This is a genomic window from Halomonas sp. C10-5 (assembly GCF_057169305.1).
On sequence record NZ_CP175665.1, the window covers coordinates 957,241 to 979,066 of the forward strand.

The following is a 21,826-nucleotide window of genomic DNA, read 5'->3' on the forward strand; positions in this document are numbered from 1 at the left end:
GCAGGCAGGGGAATCGGGGATACAGGACATGACCACCAACCGCGAGACACCCATCGTCTTCTATCAGGAGGCCGGCCGTGAGGTCGAGGTACGACTGGATGCCGAACATGAGACCGTTTGGCTCAGTCTGCAGCAGCTATCCGACGTGTTCGAACGCAACAAGTCTGTGATTTCGCGACACTTGAAGAACATCTTCGGTGATGCGGAACTGGATCGCGAGTCAGTTGTTGCAAAAAATGCAACAACTGCCGCAGATGGCAAAACCTATCAGGTGGAGTATTACAACCTCGATGCCATCATCTCGGTGGGCTATCGCGTCAACTCTCGGCGCGCTGTGCAGTTCCGTCAGTGGGCCACCCGCGTGCTGCGCGAGCACCTCACCCAGGGCTGGACGCTGAACCGCCAGCGCTTCGAGGAGAACGCCCGCGAGCTGGAGGCCGCCATGGCTTTGGTGCGCAAGACTGCCGGCAGCCCAGCGCTGGATGCCACCAGCGGACGGGGCCTGGTGGATATCTTCACCCGCTACGCCCAGACCTTCCTGCTGCTGCAGCGCTACGACGAGGGCCTGCTGACAGAGCCCCATGCCCAGGTCGGAGGCCGACTGCCGACGCTGGATGAGGCCCACAAGGCGCTTGCGTCGCTCAAGGCCGAGCTGATCGCCAAGGGGGAAGCCACCGAGCTATTCGCCCGCGAGCGTGGCGACGGCCTCGGTTCTCTGCTCGGCAATCTCGACCAGACGGTCTTCGGCGAGCCGGCCTATCCTTCGGTGGAGGCCAAGGCGGCGCACCTGCTCTATTTCGTGGTCAAGAACCATCCCTTTGCCGATGGCAACAAGCGTAGTGCCGCCTACCTCTTCGTCGACTTCCTCTACCGCAACGATCGCCTGCTCGATGCCCACGGCGAGGTGGTGGTCAACGACGTGGGCCTCGCCGCCCTGACGCTGCTGATCGCCGAGTCCGACCCGGCCAACAAAGAGACCATGGTCCGGTTAATCATGAACATGCTGGCCAGCCCTGAAGCTCGAGTTTCCGGAGAGTCTTTATGACCGAGTATTTCCTGCTCGATGTCTTCACCGACCGAGCCTTTGCTGGCAACCCGCTGGCGGTTTTTTCCCACGCCGAGGGCCTCGCCTCTGGCACGATGCAGGCCATCGCCAACGAGCTGAACCTCTCCGAGACGGTGTTCGTCGGAGGGGCAACCGGCCATCATCGCTACCCCATCCGCATCTTTACACCCACGGAGGAGCTGCCCTTCGCAGGCCATCCGACAGTAGGTACCGCCCACCTGCTGGTGGCGCTGGGCTTGGCCGCACGGGATTGCCCGCTGATTCTCGAGGCCGACGTCGGTCCTATCGTAGTGGAGTTCGAGAACGAGCTGGCTCGATTTACCACGGCGGCGCCGTTCAGCAGCCTGCCGAGTCCCCTGACTCGGATCTCCGCCGCTGAACTGCTCGGTTTGGAGGAGCACCTGGTTATCGGTTCTCCCGTACTGGCCTCCTGCGGGCTGCCCTATCATCTGGTCGAGCTCGCGTCGCTTGAGGCCCTCGAGTGGGCACGGCCATCGCCGGGCATCTGGTCGGACCGGGTGTCACCCAGCGGCCACGATCAGGTCTATCTCTATGTGGCCGGTAAGGAGGCTGGTGCATCACACATCGTGAGGGCCCGTATGTTTTCCACGCCGGGTGGCGTGCGTGAGGATCCGGCAACCGGCAGTGCGGCCGCGGCCTTGGCTGGGCACCTGGCACAGAACAGAGGAGTTGGTCGATGGCGCTGGCAGATTGAGCAGGGGGTCGAGATGGGTCGCCCAAGCCGCATCCTTGCAGAGGCTGAGCGCACCGAAGATGATCTTTCGATTCGCATCGCGGGAGAGGCGGTGATTGTGGGAAGCGGGACTCTGCACCTGCCAGGCGGACTGACGCTTTCCCGGGAGGCCCCATGAAGCCCTTTTCCATCCTGCTGATCCGGCTGCTGGGTCTCTATCTCTTCCTGAAGACGCTGTTCTCGGTGGTACCGGCGCTGGCGTTGCTGGGGCCCAATGCCGCCGAGCCCGGGGTCGGGAAGTTGCTGCTGATCTATTTGGCGACGGTGGGGGTGCCGATTCTCGGTGGCGTGCTCCTGTGGTGCTTCGCCGGCCGGTTGGCGGAGAGGCTGCATGGCGGAGTCAAGGCCGACGCTGGCGCTCGCATCGCGGACGAGGACCTGGTGCGTGCGGGCACCTTCCTGATCGGCGTGTACCTGGTGGTGCGTCACGTCGGCATGCTGGTGGCAGCCTACACGGGCGCGGGCGCTGTGGCCTATGACGCCCTGGTCGTGGTGGTGCTGGGCCTCGGCATGATGCTGGGCAACGGTAGCATCACTGCGCTTTATCGCCGGGCCCGATCGCTGGGGCTGGATCGGTAGGCGGAAGCGTAGCGGAGCCTGCCTACCGGCCCTCGGCGCCGAAGGTGTGCATCTCGCGGAACCAGTCGTCGACCTCTTTCTGACTCACCCCCTCCACACCGCCGATCAGCGTCTCGCGTATCGGTGACAGTCCGACGAAGCCGAGGATGTTGCGCTCCAGCGACTTGAGGCTATGGGCTCGGTAGAGGTGGCGGTAGATGGCTGCCGGCATGCCCATGGTCACGATGACTCGAGCCGAGCGACCTGTCAGCCCTTTCCTGCCCAGGGGGTTGCCCTCCTCGTACTCGAAGGCGAAGCCTGGGCGCAGCACCTGCTCCAGGAAGCCCTTGACCAGCGCCGGCATGTCGCCAAGCCACAGGGGAAAGATGAGTACCAGGTGCTGGCACCAGCCAATGGCCTGCTGGGCTTCGGCCAGGCTGTCGGGGAGGGGCGAGTGCTCCCACTCCTTCTGGCTGCGAAGCAGGGGAAACTCGAGGCTGGCCAGGTCGATCTGGCGGATCTCATGGCCATGCTCCTCCGCACCGGCGCGGTAGTGTTCGGCCAGGGCGTGGCAGAGGTGGGCTTCGCTGCGGTCGGGGTGACCCTGCAGGATCAGGATGCGCTGGTGCATGACGACGACCTCTAGGTGAGGCAGGGGGCCTGGCCCTCAGCGTAGTCGCCCGTCCGGCGATCACCTTGATCGACATCAAGGCATGGGCAGCGCGGGAACTGCGGCCGCATCAGGTGGCCGCTGGTTGAATCAGATGCCAGTGATCAGGAAGTCGACGGCGGCCATGATCCGATCGCGATAGATGCCAAGGTCATGCACGGATTCGCCGAGTCGCTTCCTTTCGATTCCGGCGAGCTCCTGCGTCATGGCGATGTAATGTTCACCATCTATCTCGATGACGGGATTCAAGTAGGTCATTCGCACACTTTCGGCTTGAGTGACAGGGCAGAGGGGCACGACAACCGTGGTGCGTAGCTCTTCCAGCAGATCGCTCTGGATATCAAGCAGGTAGGGGTATCGATGTCGCGAGGCCGGATTCCGGTTTTCGTAGGCGTTGAACTGAGCCATCAGAACTGCCGTTCGCCATCACCGAAGGTGCCGTTCTCTTCGACGAACTGGTTGTAGGCACGAATGGCATCGGTGTTTTCCTGTTGCCACCGTGCGCGTTGCTCTGCACGTACCTTTTCCGTCAGCGCGCTTTCGAAGGTGGCCGAGAGGTTGATCCCCAGGCGCCTTGCACGTTGGAGCAGGTCGCTGTTGATGCTGACGTTGGTGGCCTTCTTGGGTGCCGTGACATCGAAGAGTGGCGACATGGAGAAGTCTCCTGTTTCGAAGGGCTATGCGCATAGCGTATGCGCACCGAGATTGCCCGGCAAGAGGGCTATCTGCGGGTTATCCCTCGGGCATTCACTCCCTTTCATCCCGCGTCGCGCGCAGCAGCACCCGATCCATGCCGCGAGTACTGAGTACCCGCCTGAGGGCGGCGAAGAGGTGGGTGGGCAGGGTCACCGCGTAGCGCGGTCTGGGTCGCGGGTGTTCCAGGGCGTGGATCAGCTTGGCCACCACGGCCTCGGGGCCCAGGGTGAAGGCACCCTTGCCGTCCTGGCTGGCCAGGCGCGCCTCCACCTTGCGGTAGGTCTCGGCATGGGCGCTGTGCCGGGTATCGATGTTGGCGCGGAAGGCGCGGTAGGCATTCTCGCGAAAGCGGCTGCTGATGGGACCGGGCTGGATCAGGCTGACATGGATGCCGCTGCCGACAAGCTCCTGGCGCAGGGTGTCGGCGAGGCCTTCGAGGGCGAACTTGGAGCAGACATAGGCGCCGCGGTAGGGCAGGGCGGCGAAGCCCAGCACCGAGCTGTTGTGCACGATGCGCCCATGCCCCTGGGCACGCATCATCGGCAGCAGCCTGGTGGTGAGCTCGTGAGTGCCGAGCAGGTTGGTCTCGAGCTGTTGTCTCAGCACGTCGCGGGAGAGGTCCTCCACTGCGCCGGGCTGGCCGTAGGCGCCGTTGTTGAAGAGCGCCGTCAATGTGCCACCGGTGCGCTGTGCCACATCTGCCACCGCCGCCTCGATGGAGGCGCTGCTGTCCAGGTCCAGCGTAAGTGCCTCGAAGCCCTCCTCGCGTAGCCGGGCCACATCCTCTGTCTTGCGCGCCGTGGCGAAGACCCGCCAGCCTCGCTCTGACATGGCGTGGGCCGCGGCATGCCCGATGCCGCTGGAGCAGCCGGTGATCAGCAGGCTTCGGGTCGTCTGCGGCGGGGTGGCTGGCATGCAGTTTTCCTTTCATTGCGGGAGAGCGAGGTCGGCCTCGACCATAGGGCCCGGGAGCCGATTCGGCAATGGTGGCCGAAAGGGAGCGTGTGGCGTTGGACGGAGTGCTACGCTGCCGGTGGCGAGGAGGGGAGGCGAACCATGAGCGAGCATGCCAGGCGCCGTTGGTGGTGGGTGGTGATATCGGGGGCCACGGTCTCGGGGCTGGTGCTGGCGGTGTGGCTGGTGCTCGAGTGGCTTACCCCCGCTCCGGTGACTGGGCGGTTGATCGAGTATCACAGTGATGCACCGGTGGCTGGCGCCACCCTGACCTTGAGCCGCCAGGGCTGGGGCTTGAGCGGCGCGGATCGACAGCTAGTCTGGGACAAGCGCTACGAAACTAGCGCGACCACCGATGGCGAGGGGCGCTTTCGCCTGCCGTTGCCCGGCCCGGTGTGGCTGCTGGGCAACGGCAGCGGCCATCTCGTGGCCGAGGCGCAGGGCTTTCAGCGGCTCGATGCGGGCTATGTGGCCCCTGGCGCGGCCTTGACCCTGCAGACGGTGGCCGAACGGAAGGAGCGCCTGCCCGGCGGGATCGCCTACCTGGGCTGGGACGAGGCCGGCGAGCCCTTCGGCTGGTCCTTCATCGACCACGCCCCGGTGCGTGACCCGGCCCGGGCCGACCTCTTCCCCGTTGCCCTGGAGCGCGAGCCGCTGCGGGTCACCCTGGCCGCCGCCGATGGGGGCGGGCTGCACTTCGTCTCGTCCGAGGCACAGGGAATCACCCATCCCTCCTACGACTACCTGCTGCGCTATCGGGACGCCTCGCCCGAGCCGCCTGCCGAACCGCGGCTGACCCTGGGCGACACCCCCGGCACGCTCTTCCTGCGCACCGCCCGGGATCGCCACGCCAAGCTCGCCTGGGAGCCCGGCGAGGCGCTGGCGATGTCCGGCAGCGTGCCGGGACTCGATATCAGTAGCGAGCGACTGCTCTCCTTGCGCTTCGTCTATCGTCCCGGGCCGGGGAGCTCGGTGGTGTACCAGCCACCGCTACGGCCGGTGGAGCCCGTTCGCGGCGCGCTGCTGGCTTCCCTGCCCGAGCAGGGAGCGCCCTTCACGGGGCCGCGTGCCTACCGGCTAGTCGTAACCGATACCGAGGGCAGGGAGCTGGAGCGCCAGCACGTCGAGCTGGCTCCAGGCGTACCGCTGGATGTGGAAAGCTGTGCCCGGCAGGCGCCGTTGACCTGGCGCTTCCAGGCGATGCGGCTGGAGTACGACACGGATGGCCTGCCGCACCTGCAGTTGACGGTGGATGGCGATCGCTTCGTGCACCACTCCGCGCCACGCCTGGTCAGCACACGGGACGATACCGTGTTCGAGGTGATGGCCTTCGATCTCGACTATCGCCGCCATGACCTTCGTCTCCGCCTGCGGGAGTTGCCTGGCGATGCAGGCCCCGCCGGCTGCATCACGACGCCCCGGCCGGGTCGTTAAGAACTGCGGCCGCATGGCGGCTCACCGTCAGAGCATCTCCCGGGTCGCCTCCATCATCCGGCCATCCACGCTGCGCTGGATCTTGTCCTCGATCTCTGCGAGCAGCGCCTCTACCTTGGGGCCCTCGTTGTCCACCACCACGAAGGTCCACTCGCTCGCCTCCAGCCGGTGGTGTTCGCCGCTCTCGCAGACCGCCACCGCCGGGTTGCGCCCGAAGCGCTCGTGAAGGCCGCCCATACGCTGGCGCTTCTCCTTCAGCGACCGACAGCCGGGCAGCGAGATGTGCAGGGTGAGGATTCCTATATGCATGACAGCGTCTCTTCCAGGAGCATGGCAAGGCGGCGATGGTGCAGGTCGTCGGCGGCGGCATCATAGGAGGGGGCGTCCTTGGCAGTGAAGCCGTGAGCGGCTCCCCTGTAGAGCTCCGTGGTGAAGTGCACGCCGGCCCTGGCCAGCGCTTCGTCCAGGCGGGCGATCTGCTCGGGGGGCAGCAGTTCGTCCTGGTCGGCGTGGCCGAGGTAGACGCGCCCCTGGATGCTGCCGACCACGTGGAGTGGGCTCGCCGGGTCGTCGGCCACCGCCAGCCGTGCCGAGTGGAAGCCGGCCGCAGCGGCGACCCGGCTCGGGTATTCGGCTGCCAGGCGCAGCGCGAAGGCGCCGGTCATGCAATAGCCGACCACACCGATCCTGCCGTTCGCGAACTCGACCTCGCTTTCGAGGCAGTCGAGGAGTGCGGCGAAGTCGCGGGACCGTGCCTCGGGCGTCAGGTGGGCGGCATACTCGAACAGTGTCGGGCGCACGTCCGGGTCGCGGAAGGATTTGCCCTCCGGTACGACGGTGCCGCGCGCATCGCGGTAGTAGATGTTGGGCATCAGCACCGCATAGCCACCATCCGCGATCCGCTGCGCCTTCTCGTGGTAGCAGGGGCGCAGGCCGCCGATATCAGTGAACAAGACCACGGCGGGCAGGGGGCGGTCGGCGTTGTCGGGCGTGACGATATGGGCATCGAGGGTGCCGTCGGCGGTGGTGATGTCGATGGCGCGAGACATGGGCGGACTCCAGGATGTCGATGGCGGGTGGGGGTCATCAGGGACTCGGCCACCATCCGCCCTGCCGTATGGCCGTGAAGCCCGTCACGTCGGGATTGTAGAGATAGAGCCAGGCAGGGCCGAAGGCGGTGGGGTGAACGGCGCGATCATAGAGGCCCTGCCGGGGCTGGTGGGGGCGGTAGTCCTCCAACTGGTCGAGGTCGGTCAGCAGCCGGACATCCACCTCGAAGACCTCGATCTCCACTCCGTGCGAGGGCTCGAGCTTGGCCCCGGGGAAGGGGCCAAGGTCATAGAGGGTAACGTCTGTCAGGCGATCGCTGCCCATGAAGCCGGCGCCATCAAGCCAGTGGTGATTGCGCAGGCCGCGCTTGAGGGTGCCGTAGACGGCCACCAGCGGCGTGCGGGGGATGGCCAGCGCAGGGGGCGGCATGTCGGGTCTCTCGTCAGCCGTCGATGCCAGAATGCTAACACGCTGCCTGGCGACGGGGCTGGCGTTACAGCCTTGGTGCGTCGTAGTTGAGCGGCTCGTCGGTATAGACACAGACGTTGGCGTCCGCGATGTCGCCGGCGGGGTCTTCCAGGTGGGTGGCGAAGAACTCGCGGATCTCGCGGCGCTGGCAGTGGGCCTCGAAGGCCTCGCGGTTGGCCCAGATCTCGTGGAAGACGATGGGGTAGCTGTCGCCCTGAGCGAAGGGGTTGTCGATCCTGCGGGTCACCGTGTAGAGCAGGCAGGCATCTTCCCGGTGGGCGTTGGACTCCAGCGCCTGCAGGGCGCGGAAGAGCGCCTCCTCGCGACCGGGCTTGGGCTTGAAGCTGGCGGTGCAGTAGATCTTCTGTGACATCGCGGCTGTCCTGATGAGTGAGTAAGGCGCCGACGATACCACCCCAAGGCAGAGCGAACGAATCGGGGCAACCGCGTGCAGGCCGAACCCGGGGAGAGGTGTGGCGCCAGGCCCTCAGTTCAGGCGCTTGAAGCCTTCACGGAAGCGCTGCCGGGCGTGTTCCCAGCGGGAACCGGGCGGTGCGGCAGGCGCCTTGGGCAGGGCCGCGCTGGCGCGCTGCAGGGCGTCGAGGATGGCATCCAGGTGGCGGTGGCAGAGGGGGGCATCCAGGCCACCCGGGCAGCGCTTCAGCAGGGTGTCGCACTCGTCGCTGGCCTGGGCCAGGGCGCGGCGGGCCGCGTCGTTGTCCTCGGCCTGCGCCTGGCACTCCTTAAGCTCCCGCGAGAGCATCATCAGCATCTTGCTGTCGAGCCAGCAGGGCATTATGTCGCTGGCCTTGCCGGCCATGGAGTTCTTGATCGCCTGGAAGGAGACCTGCAGGAAGACCGCCGTGTAGTAGGCCTTGGGACTTTGCGGACTCATGGTGGTCGGCCCTTTCAGGGAAACAAGAATTGTTATCGATAATGACCGCTGCCGGGTCCCGGGTCAATGCCGCGATCGGCGACATCGCGACGCAGCATGCGGCGCACTTGACCGGGAGGGGTGGAAGACAATTTTACGATAGGAAACTATTTTTCTTATCGTGTACTTTGTGCATGCTGTGCATGCTAAGTTTCCATTGGCGCCGGACCCCTGTGTTCGGTGCCCGTCCATCCCCGATCCGGAGCGTCGCGCGCCGGTTTCCGACCCGAGCCGGGTTCCCGATCCCCCGCGGACGGCGTGATCCCGCAGTGCAACGAGGTAATTCTGATGAGCAAACAACCCTTCCTGATCGCCATGACCTTCATGTCGATCATTATCGGCGGTGGCTTCGCCTCGGGCCAGGAGGTGCTGCAGTTCTTCACCGGCTACGGCGTCATCGGGATCGCCGGCACCCTGGTCAGCGCCCTGCTGTTCGCGTTTCTCGGCATGCAGATCGCACGGATGAGCTCCAGCATGCAGGCGCGCTCCCACAAGGAGGTGCTGGTGGCGCTGTTCGGCACGCGGGCGGGACTGGCCATCGATCTGGTGCTCTCGTTCTTCCTGTTCGGCGTCGGCGTGGTGATGCTGGCCGGCAGCGGCTCCATCTTCGCCCAGCAGTATGGCCTGCCGCCGCTGTTCGGCGGGGTGCTGCTCAGCGTGCTGGTCATCCTGACCCTGTGCCTGCGGGTCCGGGGAATCATCAACCTGATCAGCGCGATCATGCCGGTCCTGCTGCTGCTGGTGCTGACCATCACCGTCTACTCCTTCTTCACCAGCAGCGCCTCGCTGGAGACGCTGGAGGCCGCAGCGACCGAGGTGCCGACCATCAGCAAGGGCTGGCCGGTCTCGCACTGGTTCATCGGCGCACTGCTCTACGCCTCCTTCAATATCGCTGTGGGCTTCCCCATGCTCTCGGTGATCGGCGGGCTGACCCGCGATTCCCGCGAGGCGGCGCTGGGAGGCATCCTGGGCGGCGTGGGCCTCGGCGTGCTGATCTTCCTGCTCAACATCGGCCTGTTCGCCAACCTCGAGCGCCTCGTCGGGGTCGATATGCCGTCGCTGATGCTGGCCACGGCGGTGTCTCCGCTGGTGGCCATGGTCATGTCGCTGGCCCTGATCTGCATGATCTACAGCACGGCGGTGGGCATGTTCTTCGCCTTCACGGCGCGTTTCGCGACGCCGGAGACCAGCCGTTTCAAGGTGTTCAGCGTGCTATTTACCACTGTGGGCCTGGTGCTCAGCCAGTTCGGCTTCAGCACCCTGATCGGCACCGTCTATCCCATGCTGGGCGTGGTGGGGCTGGTCCTGATCGTGGCGCTGGGCTACCGCTGGCACACCGCCCGCCGCGAGGCCAGGGCGGGTCTGGCCAGTTCGTCCAGCTATTGAGCATCCTGATGACTCGCCCGGGCCTCGACACGGTTCCGGCCGAGCTCCTTGGCCCGGTAGAGCGCCTCGTCCACCCGCTGGGCCAGTGACCGGGAGTTCTCGCCGCCAGCCAGTTCCACTACGCCGAAGCTGGCGGTGACACTGCCGATCGTTTCGAAGCGATGGTTGGCGATCGTCTGCCGCAGCTTCTCAGCGACCCTGCTGGCCGCCTCGAGGCCGGTGTGTGGCAGCATCACCATGAACTCCTCGCCACCCCATCGCCCGTGGTGGTCGATGCCACGGATGCTGTCGTTGACCAGTCCGGCAACCCTCTTCAGCACATCGTCGCCGCTGTTATGGCCGAAGCGGTCATTGATGTGCTTGAAGTGGTCGAGGTCGTACATGATCAGCGAGAGAGGCGAGGCGTAGCGGCTGGCACGCTCCATCTCCCTGTCCAGCAGGCGGCTGAATTCCTGGCGGTTGGTGATGCCGGTGAGGCCGTCGGTAATCGCCATGGCCTGCACGCGCTCCTCCGCCCGCTTGCGCTGGGTGATGTCCAGCAGGATGCCGGTCCAGAGGATGCCGCCGTCGGCCTCCCGCTGCGGTGTCGAACGGCACTCGACCCAACGAATCGACCCGTCGGCGTGAAGGGCCCGGAACTCGACGTGGACGTTATCCATGGTGGCGGCGCTGTGTTGGGTCTGGGCTTCCACGCGCGCGGCATCCTCGGGGAGGATCCTCGACATGGCAGGATCCGTTTCCGGCCCCGAAATCGCATCGAGCGGCAGGCCGCCCAGCTCGACGATGCCCTCGCTGAAGTAGGGGAAGCTGCGTGAGCCATCCGGTGCCATGCGGTACTGGTAGAGCGCCCCGGGTACCTGGGAGGCGATGCCGCGCAGCAGCGTCTCACTCTGCCGAAGCTTCTCTTCGTTGGCCTTGCGGGCCGTGATGTCCCTCACGATGCAGAAGATCAGCTTGTCGCCCTGATAGGTGGCGCCGTTGTTGCTGAGCTCCACGTCGATGACGCTGCCATCCTTGCGGCGTTGCCGGGTTTCGAAGTGCGCTCCGGCGCTGTCGACGGTGCGGAGCATGTTCAGCAGCTCACTCTTGCTGAAACCGGCATCCAGATCCCACACATGCAGTGAGCCCAGCTCCTCCAGCGTGTAGCCCAGCATCTCGGCATAGCGGCGGTTGGCCCGGTAGATGCTGCCGTCGAGCCTGAGGACCACCATGCCATCCCAGGACTCCTCGAACAGGGCCTTCCAGAGGATGATTTCGTTCTTCCTGGATGATGGCATGGGCGACTTCCCTCGCGCAGTGTGGGACCACTCAGGAGGATAGTCTCTCACAGGGCCGCATGCCGCGGCCCAGCAGGCTTGCCGGCGAGGTGGTGATGGCGGGAGTGGTCTACGCTAGGCACCACACACCGGGGTTCGGAGCGAGTCCATGCGACATCTTTACCTGATGCGCCATGCCAAGGCGAAGTCGTCACGTGCCGACCTGGCCGATCATCGGCGTCCCTTGCGGCGGCGAGGTCGGCATCAGGCCGAGGCGATGGCCGTTCCCCTGCAGCGATGGGGTGCACTTGAGGGTGACATCCACGTCAGCAGCGCCAGGCGCTGCCTGCAGACCCTGGAGGCCGTGGACAGCGTATTGCCCGGCCTCGGGGTGGCCGATCGGGTACAGCTTCACGATGATCTCTATACCTTCGAGGGGCAGGCGCTTCTCGAGTGGGTGAGACGCCTGCCGGAGGCGAGCGAGCGCGTGCTGGTGATCGGCCATAATCCGGCCCTGCTGCAGCTGGCCCGCTGGCTGTGTCCCGAGGCCCCGGCGTCGCTGCCGACCGGCGGCCTGGTATGCCTGGCGTTGCCTGTTCCCTCCTGGCAGGCGTTGGCCAGGCACGGCGCCGAGCTCACCGCCAGCCTGACGCCCGCCGAGGCGAGCCATGCCCTCTTCAAGCGCCGGGCCCCGGTCGCACCCGACCTGCGCAAGGCCGACCCGGCGAGCCGGGTTCACGCGCTGCTGTGCCAACAGTATCGCCTGGTCCGTGCCCTGGAGCCGGGCGTGATCGCCGGCATCGACCCCGAGTTCCTGCACCAGTATCGGGTCAACCTGCGCCGCAGCCGTGCCATCGGCGAGTCTCTGCTCGCCATCGCCAGGGTGCCCGGGTTGAAGAAGCGGCTGAAGCGGCTCAAGCGCCGTGCCCAGGCCACCAGCGAGCTGCGCGACCTTCACGTCTTCCTGGAGAGCCTGGATGCTCGGCCGGCGCCGCTCTCGGAGCGGATCCGGATGACCCTGCATGACTGGCTGGCCGCCCGCGAGCGGGAGCGGCATGAGGCGCTGTGCCGGCAGCTCGGTGAATCCGAGTATGCCGAGGAGATGGCGGCATGGCAGGCCTTCCTCAATGGCAACCGCTTCCAGCAGGCGCTGGCTGGCCTGGATTCACGGCGCGTCGACAGGGTGCTCGTGGAGCGCATCGCCGAACACGATCGCGAGCTTGCCGCCCTCGGCGTCGCCAGCCCCGACGAGGCCTTCCATGACCTGCGCAAGGGGGTGAAGCGCATCCGCTACCTGGCCGAACTGGACCCCAAGCGCCATCGGCGGCTGCTGAAAGGGCTGAAGCGTCGCCAGGGAGTGCTCGGCGATTTCCAGGACCTGTGCAGCCGCCAGGCCTGGATCGAGGCCTTTGCCGCCGCTTCCCGCAATGCTCCCAGGCGCCGGCAGGAGTGCGCTGCCTGGTGTGCCGCCCTCGAGGAGCAGAAGCGCGACCTGCGTGAGCAGGTTGTCGCCCTCGCGCCGCTGGCATCCTGAGCCCAGGCGCAGGGCCGGGTTGAACTGCGTGGCCGGCTCCTCCACCTTTGACCTGTCCCCATCATCTATCCAGGAGTTGAGCCAGTCAGCCGCGCATCCTACGTATCGACGCGAAGCGTGATGCGCTAGTTAAGCGGCGAGCCTTGGCGAACGTCAAGGCAAATGCTGGATAAATATCAGGTAATGGCTTAGGCTTTTTCCATGACTCGAACCATGATTCGCACGGACAAGTGGCCACTACAAGCCACGACGCAGCAGCGACACCTGATGCGTTTGACGCTGGCGGAGTATCGCCAGTTCTGCCGTGCGTTGTCGGTGGTGGTCCTGGCCAACTGGCCGTCGCTGCAGCAGGCCTCCAGCTTTGCCGCTGCCGTGGAGCGGCTGATGCACCCCACCAGTAAAAATCCCTCGCCTCGCCACCACTACTTCGCCAAGCGTTTCTATAAGTTTCCGTCTTACCTGCGCCGAGCCGCCATCGAGTTCGTCAAGGGCCAGGTATCGAGCTACCTGACCCGCTATTGGGCCTGGCAGTCGGGAGATCGCCAGCGGAAAAATGCCCAGCCACCGCGCTTCAACCCCGTGGCTGGCTGCTATCCGGCGATGTATCGCGGGCAGTTGGTCAAGTTCGATGCCGACTTCACCACCGCCAGCCTGAAGCTGTGGGATGGCAAGGAGTGGCTGTGGCATAACGTGGCGATCAAGGCGGTACGTCAGCGCCATCTTCTCGGCACGGTGAAGTCGCCCACCCTGGTGCTCAATCGACGCTGCCACCTGGCGGTGCCGGTGGCGTTGGCGCCTCAATCCCTCCCTGACCAGCAGCGCGCATGCGCCGTGGACGTGGGGATCAATACGCTGGCCACGGCCAGCATCGTGACACCGGACGGCACTGTCGCAGCGCGTGGATTCTTCCACCCCGCCGCGGACATAGACCGTCGCGACAAGCGCGCCACGCTGATTCGCCGCAAGGCGCGCAAGACCGCCAGGCTCTCGAAAGGGTTCGGGCGGACATGGTATCGCAAGGCCCAGCACATCAACGAGGACATCGCCCAGCAGACCTCCCGTCGACTGGTCGACTTCGCACTGGCACAGGGAGCCGATGTGATCGTGCTGGAAGACCTGAAGGGCTGGCGCCCCAAAGCCGGCAAGAAGCGGTCGGGACTTCGCCAGCGCTTTCATCAGTGGCTGCATCGCTGGCTGGCCACGCTGATCGAGCAGAAAATGGCCGAGGCGGGTGGTCGGGTTGTCTACGTCTATGCCCGGGGCACGTCTTCCTGGGCTTTCGATGGCTCGGGTCGCGTCAAGCGGGACAAGGCACAGCACGAACTGGCTACCTTTCCGAACGGCAAGCAGTACAACGCCGACCTCAACGCCAGCTACAACATCGGTGCCCGCTATTGGGCTTGGAAACACAAGCTGACCCGCCGCAAGGACGGGCAGTTGTCAGCGGGCAGAAGCTCCCCTGGCAAACCGAGAACACCGGTCACGCTCTCAACGCTCTGGCGGCGAGAGCCTGAAGCCCCGCATCAATGCGTCGCATGATGCGTGGGAGTGTTCACATGACTGCCACCGTACTGATCACCGGCGCCAACCGCGGCGTCGGCCTGGCCCTGGCTCGCCACTATCACGCCGCCGGCTGGGCGGTGATCGGCGTCTGCCGCAGTGGCGGCGAGGAGGCCGCCGAGCTGCGCGACGTCGCCGAGACGCTGATCGAGGGCATCGACGTGACCCGCGCCGAGGACGTTGATCGCCTCAAGGGGGAACTGGCGGGTCACCGCCTGGACCTGCTGATCAACAATGCCGGGATGCTCAGGGATGAATCACTGGGCGAGATCGATTTCGACTCCATTCGCAGCCAGATGGAGATCAATGCCTATGCGCCGCTGCGGGTGAGCGAGGCGCTGCTGGACAACCTGGGTGAGGGCGCCAGGATCGCCAACATCACCAGCCGCATGGGCTCCATCGCCGACAACGACTCCGGCGGCCGCTACGGCTATCGCGCCTCCAAGGCGGCGCTCAATGCCTTCGGCAAGTCGCTGGCCATGGACCTCAAGCCGCGCGGCATCGCCGTGGCCCAGATCCATCCCGGGTATGTGAAGACGCGCATGGTCAACTTCGGCGGCATGATCAGCGCCGAGGAGGCCGCCGCGGGCATTGCCAAGCGCATCGAGGAGCTGACCCTGGAGAACAGCGGTGGCTTCTGGCACAGCAACGGCGAGGTGCTGCCCTGGTGACGCCGTCCAGCGCTCCGGCGCCCGGCATGGCGCGGGGAACAACCGGAGGAGCGCCATGGCGTCCGCGAACGGCGCAATGAGCGCCGGCAGCCCGGCATGGCCGGTGGCCATTATCGCCCTTGCCCAGCTGCTCGGCACCTCGCTGTGGTTCAGCGCCAACAGTGCGACGGATGACCTGATGCGCGCCTGGCAGGCCAGCGCCGCCGATATCGGCTGGCTGACCAGCGCGGTGCAGAGCGGTTTCATCCTCGGCACCCTGATCATGGCGCTGGGCGGCCTGGCGGATCGCTATCGTGCCAGTCGTATCTTCGTGTGCAGTGCCATCGCCGGAGCGCTGTTCAACGCCGGCTTCGTCTGGCTCTCGGAGGGGCTGGCCAGCGCCATGCTGTTCCGCTTCCTGGTGGGCCTGTCGCTGGCGGGCATCTACCCGGTGGGCATGAAGCTGATCGTCAGCTGGGCGCCGGAGCGAACCGGCCAGGCGCTGGCGCAGTTGGTCGCCATGCTGACGCTGGGCACGGCGCTGCCCCATGGGCTGCGGGAGGTGGGGGCCGAGCTCCCCTGGCAGGCCGTCATCCTCGCCTCCTCGGGGCTGGCGCTGCTGGGAGCCCTGCTGATCCTGTGGCTGGGGGATGGGCCGCACCTGCCGGATGCCCGACAGCGCCAGGCATCGGCCAGCGGGGCAGCGCGTCGTGCCACGGTCCTGGATGCCTTCAGGCTGCCGCGTTTTCGCGCGGCCGCCCTGGGCTACTTCGGCCACATGTGGGAGCTCTACGCCTTCTGGACGGTGGTGCCGCTGCTGGTGTCGCACTCGGTGCTGGCCGCTGAGTATGGCGTGCTCGGGGTCTCCGGCATGGCGTTCGGCATCATCGCCGTGGGCGCGCTGGGCTGCCTGGTCGGCGGCCTGCTGTCGCGCCGCCTGGGCAGCGCCAGGGTAGCCCTGGGTGCCCTGGCCGGTTCGGGCCTCTGTGCCCTGCTCTTCGCACTGTTCTGGGAGGGGTTGCCGGCCCCCGTGCTGGGCCTGCTGCTGCTGGTGTGGGGGGCCACCGTGATCGCCGACTCGCCACAGTTCTCGGCGCTGGCGGCCAAGGCCTGCCCGCGCGAGCTCGTGGGGGCCGCCCTGGCGATCCAGAACTCCATCGGCTTTGCGATTACCGTGGTCTCGATCGCCGCCACCACGGCGCTGTTCGAGCGGGTCGGTTTGAACGCCGCCTGGCTGCTGGTCCCCGGGCCGATCTTCGGCCTGCTCGGCTTTGCCTGGGCGTCCCGGCAGGGCGCGCACGACGACGGCGGCGCCCCCCTCAGGCGCTGACGATGCTTGCCCGGCTGGTGCCGTTACCCTGCGGTTCCACCTGGATCTGCACCGGGATGCGCTCGTGCATCTCCTGGACGTGGGAGATCACGCCGACGCGGCGGCCCAGCGCCTGCAGGCCGTCCAGGGCATCCATGGCCAGGGCCAGTGACTGCGGGTCGAGGCTGCCGAAGCCCTCGTCGATGAACAGTGACTCGATGGTGAGCTCCCCCGAGGCCATGGAGGCGAGCCCCAGCGCGAGGGCCAGCGAGACCAGGAAGGTCTCGCCGCCGGACAGGGAGTGAACCGAGCGGCGTTCGTCGGCCATGTCCTGATCCACCACCAGCAGGCCGAGGTCGCTGCCGCCGCGGATCAGTCGGTAGCGGCGGCTGAGCCCGGCCAGGTGGGTATTGGCGTGCTCGAGCAGCTGCTCCAGGTTGTAGGCCTGGGCGATACGCCGGAAGACCTTGCCGTCGGCGGAGCCGATCAGCTCGCTGATGCGTCCCCAGCGGCGGTATTCGCTGCGGGCGGCCTCCAGTTCGTCCTGGGCGGCCTTCTGGCGCTCGAGCCTGCGCTGGTCGTCACTCAAGGCGAAGGCCGATTCATCCCGGGCCCGCTGGGCTGCCTCCAGCCTGGGGCCCAGTTCGGCCCAGGCCTCGTCGAGGGCCGCGCGGCGCTGCTGCAGTGTCCCGGCGACCGCCTCATCCAGCAGCGCCTGATCATCCTCGCCCTCGGTCAACGCCTGGCCCCTACGGTGGTGCAGCAGGGCGTCACGCCGCTCGGCCAGGGTGGCGGTGGCCCGCTGGCGTTGCTGGTCGCTTGCCTCGATCCGCCGTTCCGCCTCCCTGGCCTCGTCCTCGGATTGGCTCAGCAGCCTCGCCAGGGTGTCATCATCCAGCCCCGGGTGGGCGCGGCGCCACTCGTCGAGCTGCTGCGTCAGGCGCTGCTGCTCCTGGCGGCGCTGCTCCAGCTGTCGGGCCTCATGCTCCGCCAGCTGGGTGAGACGCTGGTTCTCTCGCTGGACGTCGTGCAGGTGCGCCAAGGCGTTGTCGCGTGTCTGGCGGGTGCTCTCCTGGTGCGCCTCGAGCTGCTGCTGCCAGGCGTCGGGTGAGGCGTGGTCGCCGAGTCGCTCGGCGAGGGTGCGGGCGAGCTCGTCGCGCTGCTGGCGCAGGGGTGGCAGCTGCCCCTCGAGTTCGGCCAGCTGTCGGTCGGCGCCGGTCTTCTCGGTCTCCAGGCGGGTCAGCGCGAGACGCCCCTCCTGGAGCGCCTTCTCCAGCGGGGCCAGCTCCGCCTCGGCCCGGTTCAGCTCGTCCAGTGCCTGGCGCTGCCGGTGGCGCTGCGCCTCGCTCTGCTCGCGCTGGGCCTGCAGCCAGCCGTCGCGCTGAGCCTCGTCGACGGCGGTGAACTCCCCTTGCAGCGGATGCCCCGCCAGCGCCTGTCGGGCGCTGTCCAGGCGTTGCTCGGCGGCCTCGAGATCGGCAGCCAACTGCTTGAGCGAGCGCTCCACGCCGCGATAGTCACCCACCAGTTCGTCGCGTCGCTTCTGGGCGGTATCGCGGGCATTTCGGGCCTCGTCGAGCTGGCGCGCTTCCTCCTGCTCCTGGGCGGCCAGCTGGGCCGCCTCGGGTGTGGCCGGTGGCCGCTGCCGCCAGGGGTGGTCGAGTCCACCACATACCGGGCAGGGCTCATCCTGCTTCAGGGCCTCGCGCAGGCGCACCACGCTTTCGCTGCGCACGGCGCGGCTACGCTCGATCAGTGCACTGACGCTCTCGAAATGGGCCTGGCTGCGGTCGAGGAGCTCACGGGCGGTCTGACCCTCGGCCAGCAGCCTGTCCCGCCGTGAGCGCTGCTCGTCGAGCTGGCCTGTCAGCCGCGTGTGGGCCTGGGTGGCGCGGCCGAACTCCTGCCAGCGACTGGCCAGCTCCTCCAAGGCGAGGTGACGCCGGGCAGCCTGGTCATGAGCCTGCTGAGCGGCCTGGCGGGCGCTGTCGAGGTCGGCGTGGCCGCCCAGCAGCCTGTGCAGCGTCGCCTGCCAGTCGTCGCGCTGGCGCTGGCGGTCCTGCTGTGCGGCCTGGGCCTGGCGGTGTTGACCGGCCAGCTCATCGGCGTGTCGCCGCTGCCGGTCCAGAGACGCCTCCAGTTCGCCGAGTCGCTGCTCCAGTGTGGCCAGGCGCTGGGCCTGTTCGCGGGCCTGGCGCAGTTCGGGTTCGGCCCGTCGGCGGGCCTCGCCGGTTGCCTCAAGCGACTGTTCTGCCTGTTCGAGGGCCTGGCCGGCGGCCTGCTGCTCGGTGTCGGCCTCCTGTCGCGCCTTCAGGGTGCCGGCGTGGGTCGCCTGCAGGGCGGCGATCTCGTCGGGCAGCTCGGCCTGGCGGCCGAGGGCGTGGCGCTGCGGGGCGATCAGCCGGTGCCAGCCGCGGTCGGCGCGCTGCCCGGCGAGTGCCTGCCACTCCTCCTCGGCGGCCTGCCGCTGGGCAAGGCCGTCATACCAGGCCTTGTTCAGGCGGTCATCGTCGTCGTGCCAGCGCCGCTCGGCCTTGAGCGATTCCGCCTGCTTCTGCAGCTCGTCGAGGGCCCGGCGGCTGGCCTCGGCGGTGCGCTCCAGTTCGGCGCGGACCTCGGGCGCGGCAGGCAGGTCGTCGGCGAGCCGTGTCTCCAGGGCCTCCACGGCCTTCTTCGCCTGGCTGGTGCGGCGGTAGGCGGCCATGGAGATCTCGGAGTATTCGCGGGTGCCGGTGAGGCGCTCGAGTAGGTCGCTGCGGGCGTTGTCGTCGGCCTGCAGGAAGGCGGCGAATTCGCTCTGGGCGAGCAGCACGGCGCGGGTGAACTGTTCGAAGGTGAGCCCCAGGCGCTCCGGCAGCAGACGGTCGAACTCGCGCTTCTGGGCGGTCAGCAGGCGGTCGTCATCGAGGTCGGTCAGCGACTGTTCCACCGCCTGCAGGCGCCCGCCGGGCTTGTGGCGGGCCCGGCGCACCGCCCAGCGGGCGCGATAGCGAAGCCCGTCGCGGCCCAGGAAATCCACCTCGGCGTGGCCCCCGGCGGTGCCGCGGCGCAGCAGGGTGCGTGCATCGCCGGTGGTCAGGGTGGAGTCCGCGGTGTCATCGATCTGGCTGTCGCGGCTCGGTGCCTGGCGCAACCGCGGGGTGCTCCCGTAGAGCGCCAGGCACAGGGCATCGAGCAGGGTGCTCTTGCCGGCACCGGTGGGCCCGGTAATGGCGAACAGGCCGGCATCGGCCAGCGGTGGCGAGGTGAAGTCGAGCTCCAGCGGGCCGGGCAGGGAGGCCAGGTTCTCCAGGCGCAGGGCGAGGATCTTCATGCCGGCTCCTCCCCGTGGTCGGCGTCCTGTACCTCCTGGCGCAGACGGTCGAAGTCGGCCAGAACATCGGCGTCCGGTGGCTCGCCCCAGCGGCCCTCCCAGGTGCGCTCGAAGAGCTTGCGTGGGCCCAGGGTCTCCAGGTCGACCCGCGCCGGGCCGTTATTGCCTTCGACGCGGGGCAGGCGACGCTCCAGGCGCAGCAGGCGCAGTGCCTTGCCCGCCAGGGCGGCATCCACCCGGGCACGCAGGTCGGGAATCGGGGCGTCCAGCTCCACGCGTACCTCCAGCCAGGGCCATTGCTCCCTGGACAGTCCCGGGTCATCTTCCAGCGTCTCGAGTTCGGCCAGCACCGCCTCGAGCGGGCCGGGGCCGATGCGATGCATGGCCACCGGGCGCGGCACGGGGATCGTCTGGGTGTTGCCCAGGGCCTCGCCATCGAGGGTCACCTCCACTACCTGGTGGGGATAGGCGACCTCGCTGAAGTCCAGCGGCAGGGGGCTTCCGCTGTAGCGGATGCGCGCCTCGCCTACCTGCTGGGCGCGGTGCAGGTGGCCCAGGGCCACGTAGGCGATCTCGGCCGGGAAGAGGGCGGCGGAGATCGACTCCTCGCCACCGATCACGATGGGTCGCTCGCTGGCCTCGGAGACCGCGGCGCCATGCAGGTGGGCGTGGCTCATGGCCACCAGCGCCTGGCCGGGCTGGCGTCGGTCGCGAGCGGCCTCGATCAGCTGACGGTGCACGCGGGTGATGCCCGCTACATAGTCGTTGGGGCCGTCATCCTTGGGGGAGGCGTCGTCGTCACTGGCCACTCTTGCGCCGGTGACCTCGGCTGGGCGCAGAAAGGGCAGTGCCAGGCACCAGGCGCGGGTCTCGCCGGTGGCGTCGTTGAGCGGTACCAGCAGGCGCTCGGCATCGAGGCGACCGTCGTCCAGCCAGCTCACTCGGCCCAGGGCGTGGGTACGCAGGCGGCGCATCAGCGGGGCGGGCAGCTCGATGCGATTGCCGCTGTCGTGGTTGCCGGCGATCAGCACGATGTCCAGGCTCGGCAGCCGCTCGTGGGCGGAGACGATGAAGTTATAGAGCAGTTCCTGGGCGCGCAGCGAGGGGTTGACCACGTCGAAGATATCGCCGGCCACCAGCAGGGCGTCGGCCTGGCGCTGGGCCAGGGTATCGAGCAGCCAGGTCAGGAAGGCGCGGTGTTCAGCGTGGCGCTCCTGGCCGTGGAAGCTCTGGCCCAGGTGCCAGTCGGCGGTGTGGATCAGCTTCATGGTGGTCTCCCTTCCTGCCGGTATCTGAAGGCGATAGTCTATGTCACTCGAAAGCGGTTGTTCAGGAGGCCTGCGGTACTTCTGGTCGAAGCTGATCTGGCGACAAGCCTGCGAGGGGGCGCTGTGAACCCCTCCTTGGGCGCTACCGACGCCATCCCTGGCGTAGGACCCCCTCTTCGGCTTGTCCCCAGCGCTCCTCACGTCGTGGAACAGGAGCCCCCATGCCACTCTCTTGCCTTCATGAATGGAACCTTGCCCCGGCAGATGCCATCGCCCTGCAGAAGCGTCTTTCCGGGCGCGTCGAGCGCAAGGATCGCCTGGGTGAAGTGCGTCATATCGCCGGGGTGGATATCGGCTTCGAGGACGGTGGGGCGATCACCCGGGCGGCGGTGGTGGTGATGGCCTGGCCGCCCGGGGAGGACAGGCGGTTCGAGGTGGTGGAGCAGGTGGTGCAGCGCGAGCCAACGCGGATGCCCTATATCCCGGGGCTGCTATCGTTTCGCGAGGTACCGGCGGCGCTGGCCGCCTTCGATCGTTTGAGCGTGCGCCCCGAGCTGGTGATGGTGGATGGCCAGGGCATCGCCCATCCGCGACGGCTCGGGGTGGCCAGCCACCTGGGGCTGTGGCTCGACCTGCCCACCATCGGCGTGGCCAAGTCGCGGTTGTGCGGGCGCCATGGCGAGCCGGGCCCGGCGCGGGGCGACTGGACGCCGCTGGTCGATGGCCCCGAGGACGAGGTGATCGGCGCGGTGCTGCGCTCGCGGGGCGGGGTGAAGCCGCTCTTCGTCTCGCCGGGGCATCGGGTCGCGCTGCCCACGGCGCTGGCGTGGGTGGTCGCATGCCTGGGGCGTACCAAGCTGCCGGAGCCCACGCGGCTGGCGGATCGCCTGGCCTCTCGCCGCGGGGGTGAACGTGGCTAGGAGGCTTGGCGCAGGCCTCGGGGACGCAGGCGCTGCGCTATACTGC

Annotated in this window: 22 protein-coding genes; 10 read left to right on the forward strand and 12 right to left on the reverse strand. The window is 67.6% G+C overall.

All coding sequences use genetic code 11. The annotated features are described in order from the left end of the window. Positions 1-28: 28 nt before the first annotated feature. The 3 genes from ACJ7IV_RS04475 to ACJ7IV_RS04485 are packed head-to-tail and all read left to right on the forward strand — an operon-like array spanning position 29 to position 2,399. Entirely contained in the window at positions 29-1,045 is a 1,017-nt protein-coding gene (locus ACJ7IV_RS04475; RefSeq protein ID WP_483865956.1) for a virulence RhuM family protein/type II toxin-antitoxin system death-on-curing family toxin, read from the forward strand. Beyond that, positions 1,042-1,938 (forward strand): PhzF family phenazine biosynthesis protein, encoded by an 897-nt coding sequence (locus ACJ7IV_RS04480; RefSeq protein WP_483865957.1) that lies wholly within the window; start codon positions 1,042-1,044, stop codon positions 1,936-1,938. The genes ACJ7IV_RS04475 and ACJ7IV_RS04480 overlap by 4 nt, the downstream gene beginning before the upstream one ends. Then, positions 1,935-2,399: a hypothetical protein gene (locus ACJ7IV_RS04485; protein WP_483865958.1), complete on the forward strand. Its 465-nt coding sequence runs from the start codon at positions 1,935-1,937 to the stop codon at positions 2,397-2,399. The genes ACJ7IV_RS04480 and ACJ7IV_RS04485 overlap by 4 nt, the downstream gene beginning before the upstream one ends. Positions 2,400-2,421: 22 nt before the next feature. Here ACJ7IV_RS04485 and ACJ7IV_RS04490 read toward each other — a convergent pair whose 3' ends face one another. The 4 genes from ACJ7IV_RS04490 to ACJ7IV_RS04505 all read right to left on the reverse strand — a co-directional run bounded on the left by ACJ7IV_RS04490 (position 2,422) and on the right by ACJ7IV_RS04505 (position 4,659). Continuing rightward, positions 2,422-3,009 (reverse strand): NAD(P)H-dependent oxidoreductase, encoded by a 588-nt coding sequence (locus tag ACJ7IV_RS04490; RefSeq protein WP_483865959.1) that lies wholly within the window; start codon positions 3,007-3,009, stop codon positions 2,422-2,424. 129 nt (positions 3,010-3,138) lie between these two features. After that, the gene (locus tag ACJ7IV_RS04495; RefSeq protein WP_213311332.1) at positions 3,139-3,456 is read right to left on the reverse strand and encodes a CcdB family protein; all 318 of its coding nucleotides are present in this window, start codon (positions 3,454-3,456) and stop codon (positions 3,139-3,141) included. Further along, positions 3,456-3,701, reverse strand: a complete 246-nt coding sequence (locus tag ACJ7IV_RS04500; RefSeq protein WP_161431127.1) for a type II toxin-antitoxin system CcdA family antitoxin — start codon at positions 3,699-3,701, stop codon at positions 3,456-3,458. The genes ACJ7IV_RS04495 and ACJ7IV_RS04500 overlap by 1 nt, the downstream gene beginning before the upstream one ends. A gap of 94 nt (positions 3,702-3,795) precedes the next feature. Continuing rightward, the gene (locus ACJ7IV_RS04505) at positions 3,796-4,659 is read right to left on the reverse strand and encodes an SDR family oxidoreductase (RefSeq protein WP_483865960.1); all 864 of its coding nucleotides are present in this window, start codon (positions 4,657-4,659) and stop codon (positions 3,796-3,798) included. Positions 4,660-4,800: 141 nt separating this feature from the next. Here ACJ7IV_RS04505 and ACJ7IV_RS04510 point away from each other — a divergent pair, with 141 nt between their 5' ends. Further along, on the forward strand, positions 4,801-6,132 hold the full coding sequence (locus ACJ7IV_RS04510; RefSeq protein WP_483865961.1) for a carboxypeptidase-like regulatory domain-containing protein: 1,332 nt from the start codon (positions 4,801-4,803) through the stop codon (positions 6,130-6,132). A 27-nt stretch (positions 6,133-6,159) separates the two neighbouring features. On the opposite strand, the gene ACJ7IV_RS04515 is transcribed toward ACJ7IV_RS04510, so the two are convergent. The 5 genes from ACJ7IV_RS04515 to ACJ7IV_RS04535 form a co-directional block, all read right to left on the reverse strand. Then, entirely contained in the window at positions 6,160-6,441 is a 282-nt protein-coding gene (locus ACJ7IV_RS04515; protein ID WP_483865962.1) for a DUF503 domain-containing protein, read from the reverse strand. Continuing rightward, complete coding sequence (locus ACJ7IV_RS04520; protein WP_483865963.1) at positions 6,432-7,181, reverse strand: dienelactone hydrolase family protein; 750 nt, start codon at positions 7,179-7,181, stop codon at positions 6,432-6,434. The genes ACJ7IV_RS04515 and ACJ7IV_RS04520 overlap by 10 nt, the downstream gene beginning before the upstream one ends. Before the next feature lie 37 nt (positions 7,182-7,218). Next, on the reverse strand, positions 7,219-7,611 hold the full coding sequence (locus tag ACJ7IV_RS04525; protein WP_483865964.1) for a gamma-glutamylcyclotransferase family protein: 393 nt from the start codon (positions 7,609-7,611) through the stop codon (positions 7,219-7,221). Between the two features lie 64 nt (positions 7,612-7,675). Then, positions 7,676-8,023: a putative quinol monooxygenase gene (locus ACJ7IV_RS04530; RefSeq protein ID WP_483865965.1), complete on the reverse strand. Its 348-nt coding sequence runs from the start codon at positions 8,021-8,023 to the stop codon at positions 7,676-7,678. Positions 8,024-8,137: 114 nt separating this feature from the next. Then, a complete protein-coding gene (locus tag ACJ7IV_RS04535; protein WP_483865966.1) occupies positions 8,138-8,545 on the reverse strand; it encodes a hypothetical protein in 408 nt (135 codons plus the stop codon). Between the two features lie 327 nt (positions 8,546-8,872). Between ACJ7IV_RS04535 and ACJ7IV_RS04540 the strand changes: the two genes are divergently transcribed. Continuing rightward, the gene (locus ACJ7IV_RS04540) at positions 8,873-9,970 is read left to right on the forward strand and encodes a YkvI family membrane protein (protein ID WP_483865967.1); all 1,098 of its coding nucleotides are present in this window, start codon (positions 8,873-8,875) and stop codon (positions 9,968-9,970) included. Here ACJ7IV_RS04540 and ACJ7IV_RS04545 read toward each other — a convergent pair. After that, complete coding sequence (locus tag ACJ7IV_RS04545) at positions 9,964-11,247, reverse strand: sensor domain-containing diguanylate cyclase (RefSeq protein WP_483865968.1); 1,284 nt, start codon at positions 11,245-11,247, stop codon at positions 9,964-9,966. The genes ACJ7IV_RS04540 and ACJ7IV_RS04545 overlap by 7 nt on opposite strands. A 148-nt stretch (positions 11,248-11,395) precedes the next feature. Here ACJ7IV_RS04545 and ACJ7IV_RS04550 point away from each other — a divergent pair, with 148 nt between their 5' ends. From ACJ7IV_RS04550 to ACJ7IV_RS04565, 4 genes are all read left to right on the forward strand, one after another. Next, entirely contained in the window at positions 11,396-12,760 is a 1,365-nt protein-coding gene (locus ACJ7IV_RS04550) for a CHAD domain-containing protein (protein ID WP_483865969.1), read from the forward strand. A gap of 213 nt (positions 12,761-12,973) precedes the next feature. Then, positions 12,974-14,299 (forward strand): IS200/IS605 family accessory protein TnpB-related protein, encoded by a 1,326-nt coding sequence (locus ACJ7IV_RS04555; protein ID WP_483865970.1) that lies wholly within the window; start codon positions 12,974-12,976, stop codon positions 14,297-14,299. Between the two features lie 17 nt (positions 14,300-14,316). After that, complete coding sequence (locus tag ACJ7IV_RS04560; protein WP_483865971.1) at positions 14,317-14,991, forward strand: SDR family oxidoreductase; 675 nt, start codon at positions 14,317-14,319, stop codon at positions 14,989-14,991. Positions 14,992-15,046: 55 nt separating this feature from the next. Further along, complete coding sequence (locus tag ACJ7IV_RS04565; RefSeq protein WP_483865972.1) at positions 15,047-16,300, forward strand: MFS transporter; 1,254 nt, start codon at positions 15,047-15,049, stop codon at positions 16,298-16,300. Here the strand turns inward: ACJ7IV_RS04565 and ACJ7IV_RS04570 are convergent. Continuing rightward, a complete protein-coding gene (locus tag ACJ7IV_RS04570; RefSeq protein WP_483865973.1) occupies positions 16,290-19,592 on the reverse strand; it encodes an AAA family ATPase in 3,303 nt (1,100 codons plus the stop codon). The genes ACJ7IV_RS04565 and ACJ7IV_RS04570 overlap by 11 nt on opposite strands. After that, entirely contained in the window at positions 19,589-20,860 is a 1,272-nt protein-coding gene (locus tag ACJ7IV_RS04575) for an exonuclease SbcCD subunit D (RefSeq protein WP_483865974.1), read from the reverse strand. The genes ACJ7IV_RS04570 and ACJ7IV_RS04575 overlap by 4 nt, the downstream gene beginning before the upstream one ends. Positions 20,861-21,081: 221 nt before the next feature. Here ACJ7IV_RS04575 and nfi point away from each other — a divergent pair, with 221 nt between their 5' ends. Beyond that, positions 21,082-21,780, forward strand: coding sequence for a deoxyribonuclease V (gene nfi, locus ACJ7IV_RS04580; RefSeq protein ID WP_483865975.1), 699 nt, complete (start codon positions 21,082-21,084; stop codon positions 21,778-21,780). Positions 21,781-21,826 lie beyond the last annotated feature (46 nt).

Bases quoted from the DNA above. Each gene is read 5' to 3' on its own strand.
- ACJ7IV_RS04475 (WP_483865956.1), top strand. From the start codon at position 29: ATGACCACCAACCGCGAGACACCCATCGTCTTCTATCAGGAGGCCGGC.
- ACJ7IV_RS04480 (WP_483865957.1), top strand. From the start codon at position 1,042: ATGACCGAGTATTTCCTGCTCGATGTCTTCACCGACCGAGCCTTTGCT.
- ACJ7IV_RS04485 (WP_483865958.1), top strand. From the start codon at position 1,935: ATGAAGCCCTTTTCCATCCTGCTGATCCGGCTGCTGGGTCTCTATCTC.
- ACJ7IV_RS04490 (WP_483865959.1), bottom strand. From the start codon at position 3,009: ATGCACCAGCGCATCCTGATCCTGCAGGGTCACCCCGACCGCAGCGAA.
- ACJ7IV_RS04495 (WP_213311332.1), bottom strand. From the start codon at position 3,456: ATGGCTCAGTTCAACGCCTACGAAAACCGGAATCCGGCCTCGCGACAT.
- ACJ7IV_RS04500 (WP_161431127.1), bottom strand. From the start codon at position 3,701: ATGTCGCCACTCTTCGATGTCACGGCACCCAAGAAGGCCACCAACGTC.
- ACJ7IV_RS04505 (WP_483865960.1), bottom strand. From the start codon at position 4,659: ATGCCAGCCACCCCGCCGCAGACGACCCGAAGCCTGCTGATCACCGGC.
- ACJ7IV_RS04510 (WP_483865961.1), top strand. From the start codon at position 4,801: ATGAGCGAGCATGCCAGGCGCCGTTGGTGGTGGGTGGTGATATCGGGG.
- ACJ7IV_RS04515 (WP_483865962.1), bottom strand. From the start codon at position 6,441: ATGCATATAGGAATCCTCACCCTGCACATCTCGCTGCCCGGCTGTCGG.
- ACJ7IV_RS04520 (WP_483865963.1), bottom strand. From the start codon at position 7,181: ATGTCTCGCGCCATCGACATCACCACCGCCGACGGCACCCTCGATGCC.
- ACJ7IV_RS04525 (WP_483865964.1), bottom strand. From the start codon at position 7,611: ATGCCGCCCCCTGCGCTGGCCATCCCCCGCACGCCGCTGGTGGCCGTC.
- ACJ7IV_RS04530 (WP_483865965.1), bottom strand. From the start codon at position 8,023: ATGTCACAGAAGATCTACTGCACCGCCAGCTTCAAGCCCAAGCCCGGT.
- ACJ7IV_RS04535 (WP_483865966.1), bottom strand. From the start codon at position 8,545: ATGAGTCCGCAAAGTCCCAAGGCCTACTACACGGCGGTCTTCCTGCAG.
- ACJ7IV_RS04540 (WP_483865967.1), top strand. From the start codon at position 8,873: ATGAGCAAACAACCCTTCCTGATCGCCATGACCTTCATGTCGATCATT.
- ACJ7IV_RS04545 (WP_483865968.1), bottom strand. From the start codon at position 11,247: ATGCCATCATCCAGGAAGAACGAAATCATCCTCTGGAAGGCCCTGTTC.
- ACJ7IV_RS04550 (WP_483865969.1), top strand. From the start codon at position 11,396: ATGCGACATCTTTACCTGATGCGCCATGCCAAGGCGAAGTCGTCACGT.
- ACJ7IV_RS04555 (WP_483865970.1), top strand. From the start codon at position 12,974: ATGATTCGCACGGACAAGTGGCCACTACAAGCCACGACGCAGCAGCGA.
- ACJ7IV_RS04560 (WP_483865971.1), top strand. From the start codon at position 14,317: ATGACTGCCACCGTACTGATCACCGGCGCCAACCGCGGCGTCGGCCTG.
- ACJ7IV_RS04565 (WP_483865972.1), top strand. From the start codon at position 15,047: ATGGCGTCCGCGAACGGCGCAATGAGCGCCGGCAGCCCGGCATGGCCG.
- ACJ7IV_RS04570 (WP_483865973.1), bottom strand. From the start codon at position 19,592: ATGAAGATCCTCGCCCTGCGCCTGGAGAACCTGGCCTCCCTGCCCGGC.
- ACJ7IV_RS04575 (WP_483865974.1), bottom strand. From the start codon at position 20,860: ATGAAGCTGATCCACACCGCCGACTGGCACCTGGGCCAGAGCTTCCAC.
- nfi (WP_483865975.1), top strand. From the start codon at position 21,082: ATGCCACTCTCTTGCCTTCATGAATGGAACCTTGCCCCGGCAGATGCC.